This is a genomic window from Photobacterium minamisatsumaniensis, assembly GCF_050336695.1.
Classification (GTDB): Bacteria; Pseudomonadota; Gammaproteobacteria; order Enterobacterales; family Vibrionaceae; genus Photobacterium; species Photobacterium minamisatsumaniensis.
This window is the reverse complement of record NZ_JAKJSI010000024.1, coordinates 114,342-131,482: the sequence shown is the minus strand read 5'-3', so window position 1 is coordinate 131,482 and position 17,141 is coordinate 114,342. Positions and strand designations below refer to the sequence as shown.

Sequence of the window (17,141 nt, the reverse complement as noted above, 5' to 3'; positions counted from 1 at the left end):
TATAATGTTTAAGGATGAATATGGATTTATTGTAAAATGAAATAAATCATAATTAAATTCACGCTGCCCTCTACTTATTGAATTTAATTCGAACAAATGCTATGCGTCTTGGTTTTTCTCTTTTATGAATTTCAGGTTTCTGCACCTTAAATTTGAGGATAGTTATATGTCAATTGCATTTTCCCGTCAGCCTTCCGCATTTAGGCTGATGTGCTTTATTATTTTACCCGCTATGTTATCTATGTATGGCTTAGTTGCCATTGTCACTGTGTTCATGGTTAATGAATTAGGCATGTCAGAAAGCGATGCGTTTTTAATTAATGGAGCCGCCTCTGCTTTTTCTACCATTATTTATGCACTAGGTGGATATTTAGCGGATAAAATACTCGGTGTTAAACGTTCACTTATAATGGGTAATGTCGGTATTATTGTTTCATTATTTTTACTTAGTTATGCCGCAGCTATTGGCAGCGTCTCATTGGCAATGATTGGCTTAGCTGGTGGTGGGGTAAGTAGGGCATTAGCCAATAACTGCCCTTCAAATATTATTTCTAAAGCCTATAAAAGTGATGATATTAGAGTAGATAGTGCCTTTACAGTCTATTATATGATGATAAATGTGGGCTCATGTATATCACTGGTTATTACCCCTATAATTGCTCACAAGTACTCTTATTCTGCTGGGTTTGCGATTGCTGGTCTTTGGAATATACTAACTATATTTATCTATATATCAAAAAGAAGTTGGATTGAAAATATTGGTGCAAAACCTGATTTTGAAAAAATTAACGTTAAAACTTATCTGTTTATAATTTTTGGGCTTATTGGGCTTACATTATTGGGTAGTTGGTTAATAACTAACTACAAGCTTATGCAGATATTATTAGTTATCGCACTTTCTGTAGCACTTGTTCTTTTTACTATGTATTTACGGAAAGAAAATGCAGTTCAACAAAAAAAGATGATTGCGAGCTTAATTTTACTGGGTTTTTCTGTAATATTTTTCATACTATATAAACAAATGCCAACCTCGTTAACATTTTTTGCTATTCACAATACCCGTCATGAGTTTCTAGGTATTCCTTTTGACCCGGTTTCTACACAAGCATTAAATCCATTCTGGATAATTATTCTCAGTCCTTTATTAGCGATTTTCTATGAAAAAAATAATGCTAAAGGCAACGGTGCATCGTTACCTTTGAAGTTTGCAATGGGAATGTTCTTTTGTTCGCTAGCTTTTCTTAGCTTAGCCTATGGAGCTAGCTTTATGGCGGATGAAACAGGGCGAGTGTCTGCTTTTTGGCTTATTTTAACTCACTTATTCCAAGGGTTGGGAGAGCTACTGATCAGTGCGCTTGGCATATCGGTTCTTGCTCAATTAGTGCCAAATCATATGATTGGTTTCACCTTGGGTTTCAGAACACTAACGCTGGGTATTTCATCCATTATTGCGGCTAATCTTGCGGTATATATTGCTGTTCCTGAATCTTCAGGCTCTGTTGAATCGCTTCAAACACTACCGGTGTATGCCAGTTACTTCTTTAAAATTGGGATTGGAGCAACTGTTATGGCGGTCATTATGCTATTAACCGCCAAAAAGCTGGATAACTTAATTAATGATAGGAATAACACAGAGAAAGTCCAAGCTGAAACAGGTCAGTAATGCTCAACGGCTTCTTGACTAGGCCACCGTTACCATTGTGTTGATTAACTAATCAAAACTCTCTTATAAAGCCCCTTCTTAACAAGTCGGGGCTTTTTACTTTAGTACTTTCACGCTATAGAGCAATTGATTAGAAATGTGAGTTGAAAAAATTTGCCTCCCATTCATTGTTGGGTTTTAGGGACTGTAACCGGAACCAATTCACGATGATGTTTAACATGGTTATCCTTTGGCCTGAATAGTTGCAGGCATTGATACTTTGCATGGTGGATGATAACTAGCCATTTATTAGGAATGACTATACAAAAATATTCAGCTTACACGTGTTCGCTGGTTTAGGCTTACAGTTGTACGCTGAGTTTTGTTGCAGGTCAATTTCTAATTCTTGGATTGTCGGCTTTCGACGGGTTTTACATCGGAAATACGATCTAGCGCAGTTTAAGTATTGGCTGATTGAATTGATAATGCTGCGATATATTTCTAATTGTAACAATGGGTTGGGAGTAAGTCGGTGAGGCGGAGAGGGTTAATGTTTAAGCCCAAGCAGTCGTTGGGCTTAAATTTAAAGCTGTGTATTAGACGAGAGGCTTAACGCTGTCACGCTCGATTAAGGTTGGCTCGAGTTGGATGATTTTATTGGTATCGCGTTTGTTCTGAATTTTATCTAATAAGGTATCAACAGCTTGTTGACCTAAACGGTGTTTAGACTGATGAATTGTCGTTAATGATGGCGTGATATATTTAGCCAGTTTTATATCATCATAGCCAACAAGCGATAGATCTTCAGGAACAGAAATCCCTTTTTTATGAGCGGTGTTAATCACACCCATTGCCATCATATCGTTACAGACAAAGAAAGCGGTCGGTAGCTCTCCACGATCGAAAACATCATTAAAGGCGATCTCGCCGCCCTCACACTCAAAGTTGCCAGAAGCTATCCACTGTTTGTTGATTTCTAGGCCAGCTTCTTCCATTGCTTGGGTAAAGCCAGAAAGGCGTTGTTGAGCTGGCAATTTGTCCAGTGGACCTGTTAAACAACCAATTTGTTTATGACCTTGCTCGATAAGGTGACGGGTTGCTAGATAACCACCTTGATGGGAGTTATCTTGAATCTTATCACTTGGGAAATCGATTGGCCCCCAATCCATGACCACTGTTGGTACTGGCTGGTGGCGGGTAAATAAGTCAAAAGCTTTGCCTTCTACTTCGCTGCACATGAGCAGTAGCCCATCAACACGCTTTTGCAGCAATGTATCTAGGTTAGAGTGCATACGTTCAAGATCGCCTTCGGTGTTACACAAGATCAGGTTATAACCTTGCTGGTAGCAGCGACGTTCAACCCCTTTTACCACTTCACCAAAAAACGGATTGGTTGAGGTGGTTACTAGCATACCGAAAGTGCGGGTATGGTTAACTTTTAAGCTACGCGCTAAGGCTGAAGGGGCGTAGTTAAGCTCGTCAACGGCAGCAAGAACGCGAGTCGAGATGTCTTCACTGACAAAGCGGGTTTTGTTGAGCACATGGCTAACAGTTGAGGTTGAAACCCCTGCATGTTTTGCTACATCTTTTATGGTCGCCATACATTCTCCCTGAGCCGTACCCTCATGAAGGGTACGGCAGAATTTGCTTATTGGTGCTCAATAAGAAAGCGTTCCACCTCTCGGCGGTGTGGAATTGAGGTTTGAGCACCTATTCGAGTAACAGAAATGGCAGCAGCAGCATGAGCAAAGCGAATGGCGTTATCCATAGTACGTCCTTCTTGAAGCCCCGTTAATAGAGCACCATTGAAGGTGTCGCCAGCAGCCGTGGTATCTTTGGCATCCACACGGAAGCCAGGGATTTGCTGGCCTTTGCCGTTTTCACTGATCCAAACACCTTGGCTCCCCAAAGTGATCATCACTTGCTTAATGCCTTTGGCATGAAGCTTATCAGCAGCCTGCTGTGCAGATGTAACATCATCCACTTTTACACCTGTCAGAAGCTCGGCTTCTGTTTCATTTGGTGTAATCATATCAACAAGTTGTAATAAGTCATCTGATAATGTTTGTGCAGGGGCTGGATTTAACACGACACGTGTACCAGCGAGCTTCGCTACTTTTGCGGCAGCTTCAATGGTTGCAAGCGGTGTTTCGAGTTGCATCAGCAAAGTATCAGCAGATTTTATCAGGTGGTGGTGTGGTGCTAAGCGCTCAGGATTAAGACAGCCATTAGCTTCGGCAGAAATCGCGATGCTATTTTCGCCAGTGGCTGCAACTTGGATCATCGCAATACCAGTTGGCATGTTTTGCTCAATCATAACGCCTTCAATGTTCATGCCTTCTTTTTCAAAGTCATTACGAATGTTATGACCAAAGCTGTCATCGCCAACTGAGGCAATGAAGGCAATATCAGCCCCTAAACGGGCGGCAGCAACCGCTTGGTTTGCCCCTTTACCACCAGGGATCACACAGTAGCTATGGCCGTGCAGTGTTTCCCCTGGGCGAGGGAAAGAAGCAACTTGAAGAACATGATCGGCGTTCACACTGCCAAGAACGACTAATTTATTCATAGAGGGACCTTTCTCAATTATTTTGGCCAAAATGTATGGGTTAGCATGGTGATGAGGATACAAGTGCTAAGCGATAGATTTTGTTTTACTTGTTACGTTGAAATTTAAGCTTCTTGAATAACCAAGAAGCTTAAATTGGCAAAGTTCAGATAGGATTACTCTGAAACTACTTTTAGTGGCACAGGAATATTGGTTTCCACTTGCTCACCTTTTAGCATCTTGTCAGCAGTTTCTACGCCAAGTGAACCGATAAGGTCTGGCTGCTGGGCGATTGTCGCACCTAAAATACCGCGTTTAACGGCAGCAATACCATCGTCAGTACCGTCGAAGCCAACGATAAGTACGTCTTTACCTGATGCTTGAACAGCACGCAGTGCGCCAAGTGCCATTTCGTCGTTCTGAGCAAATACAGCTTGAACATCTGGGTTTGCAGCCAGCATGTTCTCCATGACGTTTAGACCTTTAGTACGGTCAAAATCTGCAGGCTGGCTAGCCAATAGATCCATACCATGTGCGTCTACAGCGTTCATGAAGCCTTGGCCTCGTTCACGTGCTGCTGAAGTACCGGCAATACCTTCTAGTTGGATAACGCGGGCTTTCTCGCCTACTTTTTCCATGATGAATTTACCGGCCATTTCACCACCAGAAACGTTATCAGAAGCGATGTGGCTTACCACTTCACCACGGCTTGCGCCACGGTCTAGGGTTAGTACTGGGATGTTAGAACGGTTTGCGATACGAATCGCATTTGAAACCGCATCAGAATCGGTTGGGTTGATTAGAATTGCTTTTACACCACGTACCGTAAGGTCTTCTACATTAGAAAGTTCTTTGCTTGGGTCATTCTGTGAATCAAGAACAATTAGGTTATAGCCAAGCTCTTGGGCTTTAGCCTCTGCACCTTCCTTCATGGTAACGAAGAATGGGTTGTTTAGAGTCGAAACCACCATTGCCATTGTGTCTTGCGCTGCAGCTGTCGAGCTGAATGACGCGGAAATAACAGCGGCAGAGATCAGGGTTGCTAACTTTTTCATTCTGTTTTCCTTTCTACATATGTCGGGTTAGTGTGCGGGCAGGGGGAACTACCCGCTTTGCTAGAAAACCTAGCGTCAGAGGTATATTTATTTTTTATTATCTACAAGGACTGCCAGCAGAATGACCACTGCTTTTGCAATCATTTGGTAGTATGAGGACACGTCTAGTAGGTTAAGTGCATTATTCAAGAAGCCGATAATCAAGGCACCAATTAGGGTACCCATAATACGACCCTTACCACCTGCTAGACTTGTGCCACCAAGTACAACGGCTGCAATCGCATCCAATTCATATCCCATGCCTGCAGTAGGCTGAGCTGATGAAAGGCGAGAAGCGACGATAATGCCAGCAAGAGCGGCTAATAAACCGCAGATTGCGTAGACGCCAATCTTAACGCGATCAACATTGATACCTGATAGACGTGCCGCTGATTCGTTGCCGCCAACAGCATAGATGTAGCGACCGAAGCGAGTGTGGTTTAGTAGGTACCAAACAGCAGCAAACACAATAACCATCATCCAGATTGGTACTGGGATACCTAGAGCGTAACCTGTACCAAACCAAGCAAAGCTATCGGCAACATCGGTGAAACCTGTCGAAATAGGGCGGCCATCGGTGTAAACCATCGTCACACCACGTAGTAGTGTCATGGTCACTAGTGTTGCGATGAAAGCCTGTACTTTACCTTTAGCTATAATGATACCGCTAATAGCACCCAGTGCAGTACCAGCGACTAGGGCGGTCGGTACAGCAACCATTACAGGGACTTCTAGGCCAATCATGGTTGCGGCAAAAGCACCACACAAGGCAAGTACTGAGCCCACACTCAAGTCGATACCTGCAGTCAAAATAACCAATGTCATACCCACCGCAATAATGGCATTAATTGACGTTTGACGAAGAATATTCAGGATGTTATCGACGGTGAAAAAATTTGGATTCAGAAATGAAACCACCACGATTAATAAAATCAGAGCGATTAAAGACTTCTGTTCAATTAACCATTCTTTGCTAAATAGCTTAGTGCTACCTGAGTTTTGTTCTTTGGTGATGGCGTTGCTGCTCATGCTGCTACCTCGTTGATTTGTTTACCCACAGCGCAGGCTAGGAGTTTTTCTTGGTCGGCGTCTTCGGCCATGAATTCACCGCTGATCTTGCCTTCATGCATAACCAGAATGCGGTCGCTCATGCCGAGTACTTCAGGCATTTCAGATGAAACAAGGATGATGCTCATTCCCTCTGCTTTAAATTGGTTAATGAGCTGATAGATTTCTTTCTTGGCACCGACATCGACACCACGGGTTGGCTCATCAAGGATCAGGACTTTCGGTTTGGTCATCAAGCCTTTGGCAATTGCCACTTTTTGTTGATTACCACCCGACAAGTTACCAATGATTTGGTCGCGAGTTGGTGTCTTGATGTTGAACAGGCGAATGAAGTCTTCAACCGCCGTTACTTCGTCGTAGTGGTTAAGCTGAACGCCTTTAGAAAGTTGCTCAAGCGAGCAGATAGACATGTTTTCTTTTACGGATAAACCCAGTACAAGGCCATCGCCTTTACGGTCTTCAGAGATATAGGCAATGCCGTTCGCCAAACCATCTTGTGGGGTGAGCGGGTTAATGGTTTTACCATCTAACACAATATCGCCAGATTCACGAGACAGCGCACCGAAGATCACTTTCATTAGCTCGGTACGACCTGCGCCCATCAAGCCAGATACCCCTAAGATTTCACCTCTATCTAAGGTAAAGCTGACATCATTGACGCCATCACCACAGAGGTTTTTGACTTCAAGGCAAGTCGTACCGTGTGTGACGTCAATGCGTGGATACTGTTCCTCAAGACGACGACCAACCATCATTTCGATTAGGCCATCTTCATTGGTATCAGCAACTGCACGTTGACCTATGAATTTGCCATCACGCAGCACCGTGATGTCATCGCAAATTTCAAAAATTTCTTTTAGACGATGTGAAATATAAACAATGCCACAGTCTTCATCGCGTAGCTCATTGATCACTTTGAACAGTGATTCGGTTTCTTTATCAGTCAAAGCGTCAGTCGGTTCATCCATGATGATAACCTTAGATTTGAAAGACAGAGCTTTGGCAATCTCAACCATTTGCTGTTCGCCTAAACTCAGCTCACCAAGGAGTTGGCGAGAGCTGTGCTTAACGTTCAAGCGCTTTAATAACGCATCGGCTTCGGCATACATGGCTGACCACTTGATACCACCAAAGGCATTGGTTTTTTCACGGCCAAGGAAAATATTTTCAGCAATGGACAGCTCAGGGATCAGATTCAATTCTTGGTGAATAATACTGATACCAGCCTCTTGTGAATGACGCGGACCGTTAAAGTTAACGGTTTTGCCTTCATAGCGGATTTCGCCCGCGTCCATGGCATAAATTCCTGTCAGGGATTTCATCAGGGTTGATTTTCCAGCCCCGTTTTCTCCCATTAAGGCCATTACCTTACCGGGGTAGACATTTAGGCTAGCCTTATCCAGTGCTTTAACACCTGGAAAGGCTTTTTCGATGTCTTTTAGTTCTAAAATTGGCTGTTTCATGTCAATTCCTTGCAACTAACTCATGGATGTGCGGTTTAAAACACAACACCGGCTTGGAAAATCACATTGGCATACGGGGTACACTCCCCAGTACGGATAACGGCTTTGCTGTTTTGGGTATGCACTTTGAATGCTTCGTGAGTCACGTAGGTAAGGGCTATTGCTTTACCACACATTTCTTCTTCATCGCGGATTAAGGTGATAAGCGCTTCATGGTGCTCTGGGCTGATTTGCTTGAACTCTTCCGCCATCACAACCCCTTCAATTTGCATTTCACCAAGCAACGCTTTTACCGTTTGGATAAAAGTCGGAACGCCCGGGATGAGTGCAAGGTCGATGCGTTGGGTTTCGTCAGGAATCGGTAAACCCGCATCACAAACTGTGACTTCGTCGGTGTGGCCCAGTGTGGCGACCAAATAAGACAACTCAGAATTAATGAGTGTGCTCTTTTTCATGCTTGCACCTTAGTTATTGATGGTGGTGATGCTTTAAAGTGATAACCAGCCGTGGTTTGCTTATCCTTCTTCTCTTTTTGCCATCGAAACGATTACGCAAACGTTTCGATGGCTGTAAATGTAAAAGCAAACGTTTCGATGCGCACTAAGTATGGCCAATTTTTGTGATTCAGATCAGAAGAATTATGCTTCTAATGAATATAATGTGAGCTGTAGGGCTTTGATGGCTTGGTTCACTGTCAGTTTTTGGTCAGGTATTATTTAAAGGGATGGAATATTTTGATAATGCCTATGATAAAAGCGTATTATCCCTTCATGCATTTCGTTTTAGTACTTGGTGGGTTTACGAAAAATGCTTTTTAGCGCTGGTACGCGGTCTTACATGGAAGGTTTATGAGTTTATCTTTGCTCGACTTTAAACTGCTATTTATTAGCCTAGCCCCGAGTTCAGTGGCGATGTTACTGTTCGCCCTAAACAAAAAAAAGATGTGGTTAGCGAGGTTATCCTTAGTCGGAATGGTCATCTCGGTGATTTTTTTAGCCGTATTCCAATATTTAGATTACAAGCACTTTGAGAACTGCTTACTGCAAGGAGAAAGTTACAACAACTTCTATAGTAAATGCATAAAACGCTCTGATTAGCGCGATGCTTAAGTCATCGTGGCAATGATTACCTGAGAATATGGAAAAGTTGCATACACTTCCATGCCAACATGAAGGCTTGGCTCTGTATTTTCGGCCTTGTCGACAAGTGCACAGATTTCATTGTCAGAACGGATTTTTATGAATACTTCCGTTGAGTGGCTATCTGACTTAATCGATGTCAAAGTTCCTTTTAGTTGATTTAACGTATCGCTATTGTCCATAGGGTGGGCGTTAAGGTTTAGTGCTGGCCCTTTGAACAAGGCCACGACATCTTTTCCTACATGTAAGTTTAATCTCACCGTACTGCCGTGTGTTACTGTGGCTTTTATGGTTTCACCATTAGGTAGGCCGATTTGGATGAGATCATGTAAGTCATGGTTTTCAATTGCGGTAATACTGCCAAACAGTTGATTTCGCGCGCTGGTTTGTAAAGATAACTTGCTCATTACACCCAGTAAGCTGTGAAGGGGCACATTGTCATCATTCAGGGCTTGAAGCCCCATACTCTGAATATGGTCGATCAAGTCATACATTTGTACTAAGCGTTGACCCTGCCTAGTCAAGTTAGCACCACCTCCACCTTTACCGCCTTTTTCACTGTCTATGATTGGGCTCTCGGCGCGGTTATTCATATCTTTAATGGCATCATAAGCCGCTTTATAGCTAATACCTGCGACCTTTGCCCCTTGGCTGATGGATCCTGTTGCTTCAATGGCTTTTAGCAGAGCGACCCTGCGAGGGTTAGCGAAAACTTTGCCATCTTGGGATAGCGTGAGCAGGGCGTCAAAATCCATCAAATAGGTTCCTATCAAGCGATGTGGTTCAGATCATGAATACACTTTCATAATTGTCGTAGAGTATACCTGATTTTTTTACAGGTACGATGTTTATACACATCAGTGAATCGCCTGAGCATTCAATAGGATATTGATTATGACTAACGATAAGCAAACGCTGTTATTTATTTTGAATGATGCACCTTATGGGTCCGAGCGCTCTTTTAATGGCTTGAGGTTGGCAATTAACCTCAATGAGCAAGAAGGCATAGAAACGTCGGTGAAAATCTTCTTGATGTCTGACGCTGTCAGTTGTGCTTTGCCAAAACAGCACCCTGGTGAAGGATATGACATTCAGCAAATGTTGGAGATCCTGTTAGCGCAAGGGGCTGAAGTAAAGCTATGCAAAACCTGCTGCAACGCCCGTGGCCTATCTGACTTACCTTTGATTGATGGGGCGAAGATTGGCACGCTTGATGATCTCTCAATGTGGACATTACTTGCTGATAAGGTAGTTACTTTCTAATACATTAATTCTGCAGGGGATGCATTGAACTGACTTATTCTAGGTTGGTTTAACTATTCCCCTTACCAATCTATTTTGTTGATCTTACTCTAGAATTTACACCCTACGACATGGTTTTACGCTGACTTACCTTTCTATACATTTTTTTACACTTTTCCCCGTAAAGTAAAAATTCTTTCCAAGGATGAATAAACTTCTCATCAAGAGAAGGCATGTATAGGGCGTACTAAGAGGCAAGTGAATGCATCTTGGTGACATGAATATCTTAGGGTTGAAAATGAAAACTAAACAACTAGTGCCGATGCTATTTATTTCGGTATGTTTAATTTGGGGCACAACGTGGTTTGCGATGGAAGTTGCGGTGCAAACCATACCACCCATAATGGCAACAGGGCTGCGGTTCTTCATTGCGGCACCCGTTCTTGTGGCATTAGCATATTATTTTAAGCAGCCGTTAGTGTTTCCTAAAGGGAAGCAGCACTGGATGTTCGTGGTGGCGATATTCTATTTTGCTATTCCGTTTACTTTAATGATTTTTGGTGAGCAGTATATATCATCGGGTCTTGCTGCCGTCATTTTCGCCAATATGCCAATTGCTGTGTTAACTGTCTCGAGTATTTTTCTTGGATTAAAATTAGCAAAACATCAGTTGCTAGGGTTGTTGGTGGCCGTGATGAGCCTGAGTGTCATTTTGGTAAATGAAATGACAATAGGGGGATCGAGCTATGCGATTGGTATGAGTGCGTTAGCATTGGCGGTGATCGTTCATGCATTAATGTATGTGCTGGTTCAAAAGTATTGTAAAGATATACCGGTACTTACATATAATGCCGTGCCTTGTTTTATTGCTTCAATTGTATTGCTGATCACTTCGATATTTGTCGAGCGGGCAAATGTTAATACGTTTTCTCTGGAATCCATTTGGGCGGTGGCGTTTCTTGGATTAATCGCCAGCGTGGGCGGTATTGTTGCTTATTTCAAGTTAAATCAAGTTTCGTCCCCATTTACCGCTTCGATCTGTTTTTTAATCTTCCCTATCGTCGCGTTGGTGATTTCTGCTGTCGTCAACAATAGCGCTGTTTCTTACCAATCAATGGCTTTATTGTTGCCGCTGTTTCTCGGTATTTTGTTGTCGAAAACAGATGTCGTATTTTGGCAGCGTTATGTGATGAGGAAGCCAAAGAAATGTGCGGCTTGTATGGCAGAAGAGTTGGCTTAACGAACCGTAAAATAAGCATAAGCGCCAAAAGGGTAGCGCTTATGCTTTATATGGTTACTGTGGGGTAGCAGCCTCAGGGTTCTCGTTTTTCTCCGATGTCGACATGGCATGTTCGTGAACAATGCACAAATATAAGCAAGGCACAATAAACAGCACAATAGGTACTGAGAACAGTAGGCCATAACTGAGTGTGAGTGCCATCGGCCCCATGAAGACATCGGTACCTCCAATGCCATAAGCCAGCGGTAGTAGCCCGACGACAGTGGTGACCGAGGTTAATAATATAGGGCGGAGGCGACTAATCGATGCGGTGATAACAGCGTCGAAGATAGCTGTACCTTCTTCTCTTAGTTGATTTATCCGACTGATCAATACCAAAGCATTATTAACAACAACCCCGCACATCCCTAGTACCCCGATTAGCGCGAACAAAGAGAGGGGTTGCATGTGCAGGAATAGGGCTGTTAGTGATGCGACCATGGCAAACGGGATCACTGCAATAACCAGTAACGGTTGAACCAAAGAGCCAAACATGATCGCCAGTACAAAGTAAATGCCCAGTATCGCTGATGGGAACGCCACCACAATTCCCCCCAACGTTTCATCTGTTGCTTCGGCTTCACCGCCAATATCGAGGGTAATACTTGGGTCGATTTTTCCTTCGAGTGCCGCGCCAAGCTCTTCCGTAATGTCATCGGGAGTTAATGCATCATCGATAATTTGTGCGGTGACAAGTACTTGGCGATCGCCATTAAAGTGCAATAGTAACCGTGGGGTCTCGACGTATTCTACATTCGCTAATCGGCTCAGCGGCACTTGGCTACCGTCAGCGGTATATATTTTTGTATTACGCAACTCATCCAAGTTTCGGTATTGTTCCAGCAAAATCACGCGTAAACCGACTTCTTCATCACCTATCCAAGTTGTTGAAATACTTTCACCATCAAATGCAATGCGTAATGTGGAAGCTAAATCATTTACGGTAAGGCTGTAGCGGGCTAACCATTCATATTGCGGAATTATTTGTAGCTGCTGATCTTGCAAGGCTTCATTATGGCTGACTTTATCCAAGGCTGGATGAGCCGTTAACCACTCCGATATCATAGCGACAGCTTTGTTTCGTGCTGTTTGGTTATGACCAATTACCCTGACTTCAACGGGCTCTCCTGGAGGAGGACCACCAGCATCCACCGTAAATTTAATGAAGGGAACACTGTCTAAATTGCTGAGCTTCGTCGATAAATCATCGGCGATTTGATCGGCACTACGTGTCCTATCTTCAAAGTTTGTTAGATTAATTAGCCCAATGCTAACTGGTGTTGAATAGGTCATTTCATAGCTGAGCAACTCTTCTGCGGGCAAGGCTGTAATTACCCGCTCGAGCTCTGCGTGGGCTTCACGAACTTTGTTCATCGGTGTACCGGGTTTGACCTCGGTATGCACTTCTATATATTTCGCGGCTTGGGCAGGAAAGAAGTCAACTTTTAAGCTAACAAGCATCCCCCCTCCCAATAGCAATAACACACTAGATGCCAGCAACACTTTTTTCTTATTGTCCACTGCGGTTGTCAACAGAAGGGAGTAGCGTGCCGTGATAGCATCGAATGAAATAAGGCTCTTGCTCTCTTTTTTCTCTTTCGCTAACGATTCAGAGAGATGAGCGGGCAGGGTGAAAGTACATTCAAATAATGAAAAAATCAGCGCTAAAATCACGGTCATTGGGATCACTGCTACTTGCATCCCAAATTCCCCCGGCACAAAAAACATAGGGATGAATACCAGCACTGTTGTTGTCAGGCTGGCAATGATGGGCTTGTAAACCTTCATCGTGCCATCAATTGCGGCTTGAAGTGGGCTGGCTCCGAGCTCTTTTTCTCGATATATACTTTCTGCGATGATCACCGAGTCATCCACGATTATCCCTATCACTAATAGCAGGGCTGCAAAGGTGATACTGTCTAAGGTCATGCCAAGGGCTGGTAGCATCGCCAAAACACCGAAGACACAAAATGGAATAGAAACGGCGACCCAGAAAGCAATCTGTCGCTTGAGGATCAGGCTCAACACCACTAAAACGAGTACAAGACCGATGCCGCCATTGGTGGTAACGATAGAAAACTTGTCATCCATATCTTTGGCGAGGTTGATTGAGGTATGGAAGTCAAACTTACCGTTCATGCGTTGCTTTTCAGCGTCTAACAGCCCTAACACACTGTCGATGGCGACACGTACGTCTGCGTTAGCACTCTTGGTAATATTGAATAAAATGGCAGGCTGATTGTTGATCATCCCGTATTCTGTGGCTTTTTCGAAATCATCGCTGACGGTGGCAATATCTTTTATCCGGATCATCCCTCCACCCGGTAAGACCTTTATGATTGACTGCTCGAGCTCTTCGACGGTGGTAACTTGGGTTAGGGTGACAATTCGGTGCTCAGATTGCCATGACTCAACAACACCGCCTGAGACCGACAGGTTTCGGCTATCAATTGCCTGAATCACGTCATTGAAGGTAAGTTGGTAGCGCCTGACTTTATTAGGGTCGACTTCAATCCAAAATTCACGTTCTCGGAACCCAGACATCGTAGCTGTACCTATCCCAGGTATGGCACGGATTTTCTTTTCTAAATTACGGGTATATTGTTGTAAGTCGGCATAATTGGCATCGGTGGTAACACCAAAACGTAATACCTCGAAAGAGGATGTACTTTCTTGTAATACCAGCGGAGGATCTGAAATGTCTTTGGGTAATCCGCTAACCCTATCAACCGCTTGCTGAATTTTTCTGACGACATCGGCAATATCGGCGTTTTCATCCACTTCCAGCAAGATTAATGATGTCCCTTCACTTGACTCCGAGGTCATCTCGCGGATGTTTTGTACTCCCCTTAATTCCTTCTCGATTTTGTTGGTGATATTCAGTTCAATATCTTGTGGGGATGCTCCCGGATAGTGGGTAATGATCTCCACTTCAGGGAAGGCTATTTCCGGTAACTCTTGGAGTTTTATGATGCTCATTGAGGATAAACCTATAGCAAACACCATAATAGTGAGTACGCGGGCAAGAAAGCCGCGCTGAGCAAAATACGAAATGATAGGTCGCATGCTGGCTTCCTTTATACGTCTGTGGTTGCGTGAAGCGACATTCCAGGTAGGAACATTTCTTGGTTGTTTGGAATTTCAATATCGACAGGGTAGGCCAGAGAGGCGTCGTCAAGCTCGACACCAATGCGTTTAATTTTGGCGTCAATTTTTAATGTTGGGTTAGCATCGCTCCAAACCTGAATCGGTTGTCCAACACGTAGATTTTGAATGTCATGCTCACTGGCATGTAGGCGAATAATGATTAACTTAGTCGAAACTAAAGAATAGAGTGTGGTGCCTTTTTCAACCCAAGAGCCTTTTTCGACCGCTTTTTTGACTACGTAGCCGTCAATTTCGGCATTGATTTTTGTATTGTCTAAATCAATGAGAGATTTCTCGAGCTCAATTTGTGCCAGCTGCACTGTTGCTAATGCCGCTTGGTAGTCGGCTTCTGCAATATCAAGTTCATTCTGGGATAAGCTATTTTTCTGCTTGAGTTCTTGATAGCGATGATAAAGGCTTTTCTTTATTTTTAAATCGGCCTTTACTAAGGCTAGATTCGCCCTTTGTTTACGCACATCTAATTCAAAATCTTCAGGCGATATTGTTATAAGGGTATCGCCTTTAGCGACAGTCGTACCGGGCTGTAACGGGTAATTTTCTATGATGCCACTTACTTGTGAAACAATTTCTAATGTCTGTTTAGCCTTGGCGTTACCAATTAAATCAACGGCATAAGCGTGATTGGAAAGCAGGAAAGATATTAAGGTAAGAGATAAGAAAGATAGCTTATTCATATTAGTTCCTTGAAATATGAGTATAAAACTATCTTATTCCTCTAGATGTGAAAAAAGCGTCGATGCGATCAGAATGCCGCTTTGCTTTTTTCGTAATGTGAATGCTATAAGTTATTGAGTTAGTACACTTTAATGAGAATGTCGCGGGGCGTTCTTCAATTGTTTCGAGAATGTGGAAAGTTATTATTTACGATGGATATCTTTGGGTGAAATATACATATTTTATTCAGTTTATAGCGATAATATAAATTAATTAGAAGTATGAAAGTGAATATATAAAGCGGGCATCCGCTGCCCGCTTTGTTAATGGAAATAAAGTAATTAAGCCGTCTGAGCGTCTTTCCCGTCACCACCGTCTTCAACACTAGTCTCAATGAGCTTGTTCAGGCGAGGAGCAAGATAGACACAAACAACACCGACAATGGCTGACGCAATGGCAAGCATGTAGAAGTAGCTACCGTAGGAAGCCAAGCTTTCTACAGGTGTCATTTCTACTTCGCCGCTGGATGACAAGCCAGCCACCCAAGCCCCAGCAACAGAGGCGATAGCGAGCGTCATGTTCCATGCGCCATAAATAAAGCCACGGATACGGCTTGGGAATAGCTTGGCAATCGCAGACAAACCTAGCGCCGAGATTAAGAGTTCGCCAATAGCAAACAAGAAATGCGGTGCAGCAATCCAGAACGGATTCAGCATGCCGTTTTCGTCGCCAAAGTATTGCGAGAAACCAGCACAAGCAAATGCCGCGGAACATATCAGCATACCCAGCGCAAATTTACCCGGCATGGAGAGATCTTTGCCTTTTTCACCCAGCGTCGTATAGATATGGGCCAGTATGGGGCTAAGGAATATGATCCACATCGGGTTAAACGACTGATAGGATACAGGGTTAATGGCAATACCGAAAATCTCAGCTTCAACGTTATTAATCGCGAAGAAGTTTAATGAGGTTGGCATCTGGTTATAAAGGATAAAGAAGGCCAGTGCCTGCCCCATTAAGACTAACCCGACGATCATACGTTTACGGCTAGTTGGCTGCTCTTTTTTCATCTCCTTGGTGATCAAGAACAAAATGACTAGTGCAGCAAGTGCTAACACAAATTGTGCCAATGGCAGATTGGTGAGCAAGTAGCTGGCGGTTGCAACGGCGATCAGCGCACCTGATAGGAACAAAGAGTTCGTCTTGAACGGAATTGCTCGCTTATCGGCTTCAGTTGCCTGCTTAATTTTCTTGTGAAGCAGCAAGTAAGTGATCACATTCACTGCCATGCCGACACCCGATAAGATAAACGCCGATGTCCAGCCAATGCTGTATGCCATAATAGGTGCGCCAAGCTGAGCAACAAATGCACCGATATTGTTTACCATGTAAAACAAGGTATAGGCTGCATCGAGGCGAGGGTCATCTTTCTCATAGGCAGAGGCAATAATGGTTGGAGGTGCGACACTACCAATACCACGACCGACAGCTACCGTACCTAAGCCGACAAACACAAAGTGTGGCTGAGCGGTGATAGCCGAATAGGCAATAATGAAATAGCCCAGACCTTGGAAGGTAAAGCCCCAAACAAGGGTACGTTTAGCCCCCAATATTTTGTCAGCTAACCAGCCGCCGACAAATAGCATTGCCGCACCTAGGGCTGCGAAAGCACCGAAGGTTGCAAATGAAGTTTTCTGATCGACACCCAGCTCTTCCCCAAGGAACACAGGCAAAATCGCCCATAGGCTATAGAAAGAAAGTGCCCACCAAAACTGACATGAACAGAGAATGTAAAAGGTTAACGGATGACGCTTTTTCATTTTGTGATTCTCCAGCTAGTCAGC

Annotated in this window: 14 protein-coding genes; 4 read left to right on the top strand and 10 right to left on the bottom strand. The window is 43.7% G+C overall.

Features of this window, described 5'->3' with window-relative positions:
• Positions 1 to 166: 166 nt before the first annotated feature.
• Positions 167 to 1,663, top strand: coding sequence for an oligopeptide:H+ symporter (locus L4D78_RS13850; protein WP_428467466.1), 1,497 nt, complete (start codon positions 167 to 169; stop codon positions 1,661 to 1,663).
• A gap of 575 nt (positions 1,664 to 2,238) precedes the next feature.
• Here L4D78_RS13850 and L4D78_RS13845 read toward each other — a convergent pair.
• The 6 genes from L4D78_RS13845 to rbsD all read right to left on the bottom strand — a co-directional run bounded on the left by L4D78_RS13845 (position 2,239) and on the right by rbsD (position 8,270).
• A complete protein-coding gene (locus L4D78_RS13845; RefSeq protein WP_428467465.1) occupies positions 2,239 to 3,243 on the bottom strand; it encodes a substrate-binding domain-containing protein in 1,005 nt (334 codons plus the stop codon).
• Positions 3,244 to 3,290: 47 nt separating this feature from the next.
• Positions 3,291 to 4,211, bottom strand: coding sequence for a ribokinase (rbsK, locus tag L4D78_RS13840; RefSeq protein ID WP_428467464.1), 921 nt, complete (start codon positions 4,209 to 4,211; stop codon positions 3,291 to 3,293).
• Positions 4,212 to 4,366: 155 nt separating this feature from the next.
• Complete coding sequence (rbsB, locus tag L4D78_RS13835; protein ID WP_428458763.1) at positions 4,367 to 5,245, bottom strand: ribose ABC transporter substrate-binding protein RbsB; 879 nt, start codon at positions 5,243 to 5,245, stop codon at positions 4,367 to 4,369.
• An 87-nt stretch (positions 5,246 to 5,332) separates the two neighbouring features.
• Positions 5,333 to 6,313 (bottom strand): ribose ABC transporter permease, encoded by a 981-nt coding sequence (gene rbsC, locus L4D78_RS13830; protein WP_428467463.1) that lies wholly within the window; start codon positions 6,311 to 6,313, stop codon positions 5,333 to 5,335.
• Positions 6,310 to 7,815: a ribose ABC transporter ATP-binding protein RbsA gene (gene rbsA, locus L4D78_RS13825; protein WP_428467462.1), complete on the bottom strand. Its 1,506-nt coding sequence runs from the start codon at positions 7,813 to 7,815 to the stop codon at positions 6,310 to 6,312. Before rbsA ends, rbsC begins: the two co-directional genes overlap by 4 nt.
• A 35-nt stretch (positions 7,816 to 7,850) precedes the next feature.
• Complete coding sequence (gene rbsD, locus L4D78_RS13820; protein WP_428467461.1) at positions 7,851 to 8,270, bottom strand: D-ribose pyranase; 420 nt, start codon at positions 8,268 to 8,270, stop codon at positions 7,851 to 7,853.
• Between the two features lie 393 nt (positions 8,271 to 8,663).
• Between rbsD and L4D78_RS13815 the strand changes: the two genes are divergently transcribed.
• Entirely contained in the window at positions 8,664 to 8,912 is a 249-nt protein-coding gene (locus L4D78_RS13815; RefSeq protein ID WP_428467460.1) for a hypothetical protein, read from the top strand.
• A gap of 8 nt (positions 8,913 to 8,920) precedes the next feature.
• On the opposite strand, the gene L4D78_RS13810 is transcribed toward L4D78_RS13815, so the two are convergent.
• Complete coding sequence (locus L4D78_RS13810) at positions 8,921 to 9,709, bottom strand: TOBE domain-containing protein (RefSeq protein WP_428467459.1); 789 nt, start codon at positions 9,707 to 9,709, stop codon at positions 8,921 to 8,923.
• 139 nt (positions 9,710 to 9,848) lie between these two features.
• Between L4D78_RS13810 and L4D78_RS13805 the strand changes: the two genes are divergently transcribed.
• Together L4D78_RS13805 and L4D78_RS13800 are read left to right on the top strand one after the other, a co-directional pair.
• On the top strand, positions 9,849 to 10,217 hold the full coding sequence (locus L4D78_RS13805; RefSeq protein WP_428467458.1) for a DsrE/DsrF/TusD sulfur relay family protein: 369 nt from the start codon (positions 9,849 to 9,851) through the stop codon (positions 10,215 to 10,217).
• Positions 10,218 to 10,494: 277 nt separating this feature from the next.
• On the top strand, positions 10,495 to 11,436 hold the full coding sequence (locus L4D78_RS13800; protein ID WP_428467457.1) for a DMT family transporter: 942 nt from the start codon (positions 10,495 to 10,497) through the stop codon (positions 11,434 to 11,436).
• Positions 11,437 to 11,490: 54 nt separating this feature from the next.
• Here L4D78_RS13800 and L4D78_RS13795 read toward each other — a convergent pair whose 3' ends face one another.
• From L4D78_RS13795 to L4D78_RS13785, 3 genes are all read right to left on the bottom strand, one after another.
• Positions 11,491 to 14,541, bottom strand: a complete 3,051-nt coding sequence (locus L4D78_RS13795) for an efflux RND transporter permease subunit (RefSeq protein WP_428467456.1) — start codon at positions 14,539 to 14,541, stop codon at positions 11,491 to 11,493.
• 11 nt (positions 14,542 to 14,552) lie between these two features.
• A complete protein-coding gene (locus L4D78_RS13790; protein WP_428467455.1) occupies positions 14,553 to 15,317 on the bottom strand; it encodes an efflux RND transporter periplasmic adaptor subunit in 765 nt (254 codons plus the stop codon).
• 321 nt (positions 15,318 to 15,638) lie between these two features.
• A complete protein-coding gene (locus tag L4D78_RS13785) occupies positions 15,639 to 17,117 on the bottom strand; it encodes an oligopeptide:H+ symporter (RefSeq protein ID WP_428467454.1) in 1,479 nt (492 codons plus the stop codon).
• Between the last annotated feature and the right edge of the window lie 24 nt (positions 17,118 to 17,141).

Bases quoted from the DNA above. Each gene is read 5' to 3' on its own strand.
- L4D78_RS13800 (WP_428467457.1), top strand. From the start codon at position 10,495: ATGAAAACTAAACAACTAGTGCCGATGCTATTTATTTCGGTATGTTTA.
- L4D78_RS13845 (WP_428467465.1), bottom strand. From the start codon at position 3,243: ATGGCGACCATAAAAGATGTAGCAAAACATGCAGGGGTTTCAACCTCA.
- L4D78_RS13815 (WP_428467460.1), top strand. From the start codon at position 8,664: ATGAGTTTATCTTTGCTCGACTTTAAACTGCTATTTATTAGCCTAGCC.
- L4D78_RS13790 (WP_428467455.1), bottom strand. From the start codon at position 15,317: ATGAATAAGCTATCTTTCTTATCTCTTACCTTAATATCTTTCCTGCTT.
- L4D78_RS13850 (WP_428467466.1), top strand. From the start codon at position 167: ATGTCAATTGCATTTTCCCGTCAGCCTTCCGCATTTAGGCTGATGTGC.
- L4D78_RS13785 (WP_428467454.1), bottom strand. From the start codon at position 17,117: ATGAAAAAGCGTCATCCGTTAACCTTTTACATTCTCTGTTCATGTCAG.
- L4D78_RS13810 (WP_428467459.1), bottom strand. From the start codon at position 9,709: ATGGATTTTGACGCCCTGCTCACGCTATCCCAAGATGGCAAAGTTTTC.
- rbsC (WP_428467463.1), bottom strand. From the start codon at position 6,313: ATGAGCAGCAACGCCATCACCAAAGAACAAAACTCAGGTAGCACTAAG.
- L4D78_RS13795 (WP_428467456.1), bottom strand. From the start codon at position 14,541: ATGCGACCTATCATTTCGTATTTTGCTCAGCGCGGCTTTCTTGCCCGC.
- rbsD (WP_428467461.1), bottom strand. From the start codon at position 8,270: ATGAAAAAGAGCACACTCATTAATTCTGAGTTGTCTTATTTGGTCGCC.
- rbsA (WP_428467462.1), bottom strand. From the start codon at position 7,815: ATGAAACAGCCAATTTTAGAACTAAAAGACATCGAAAAAGCCTTTCCA.
- L4D78_RS13805 (WP_428467458.1), top strand. From the start codon at position 9,849: ATGACTAACGATAAGCAAACGCTGTTATTTATTTTGAATGATGCACCT.
- rbsK (WP_428467464.1), bottom strand. From the start codon at position 4,211: ATGAATAAATTAGTCGTTCTTGGCAGTGTGAACGCCGATCATGTTCTT.
- rbsB (WP_428458763.1), bottom strand. From the start codon at position 5,245: ATGAAAAAGTTAGCAACCCTGATCTCTGCCGCTGTTATTTCCGCGTCA.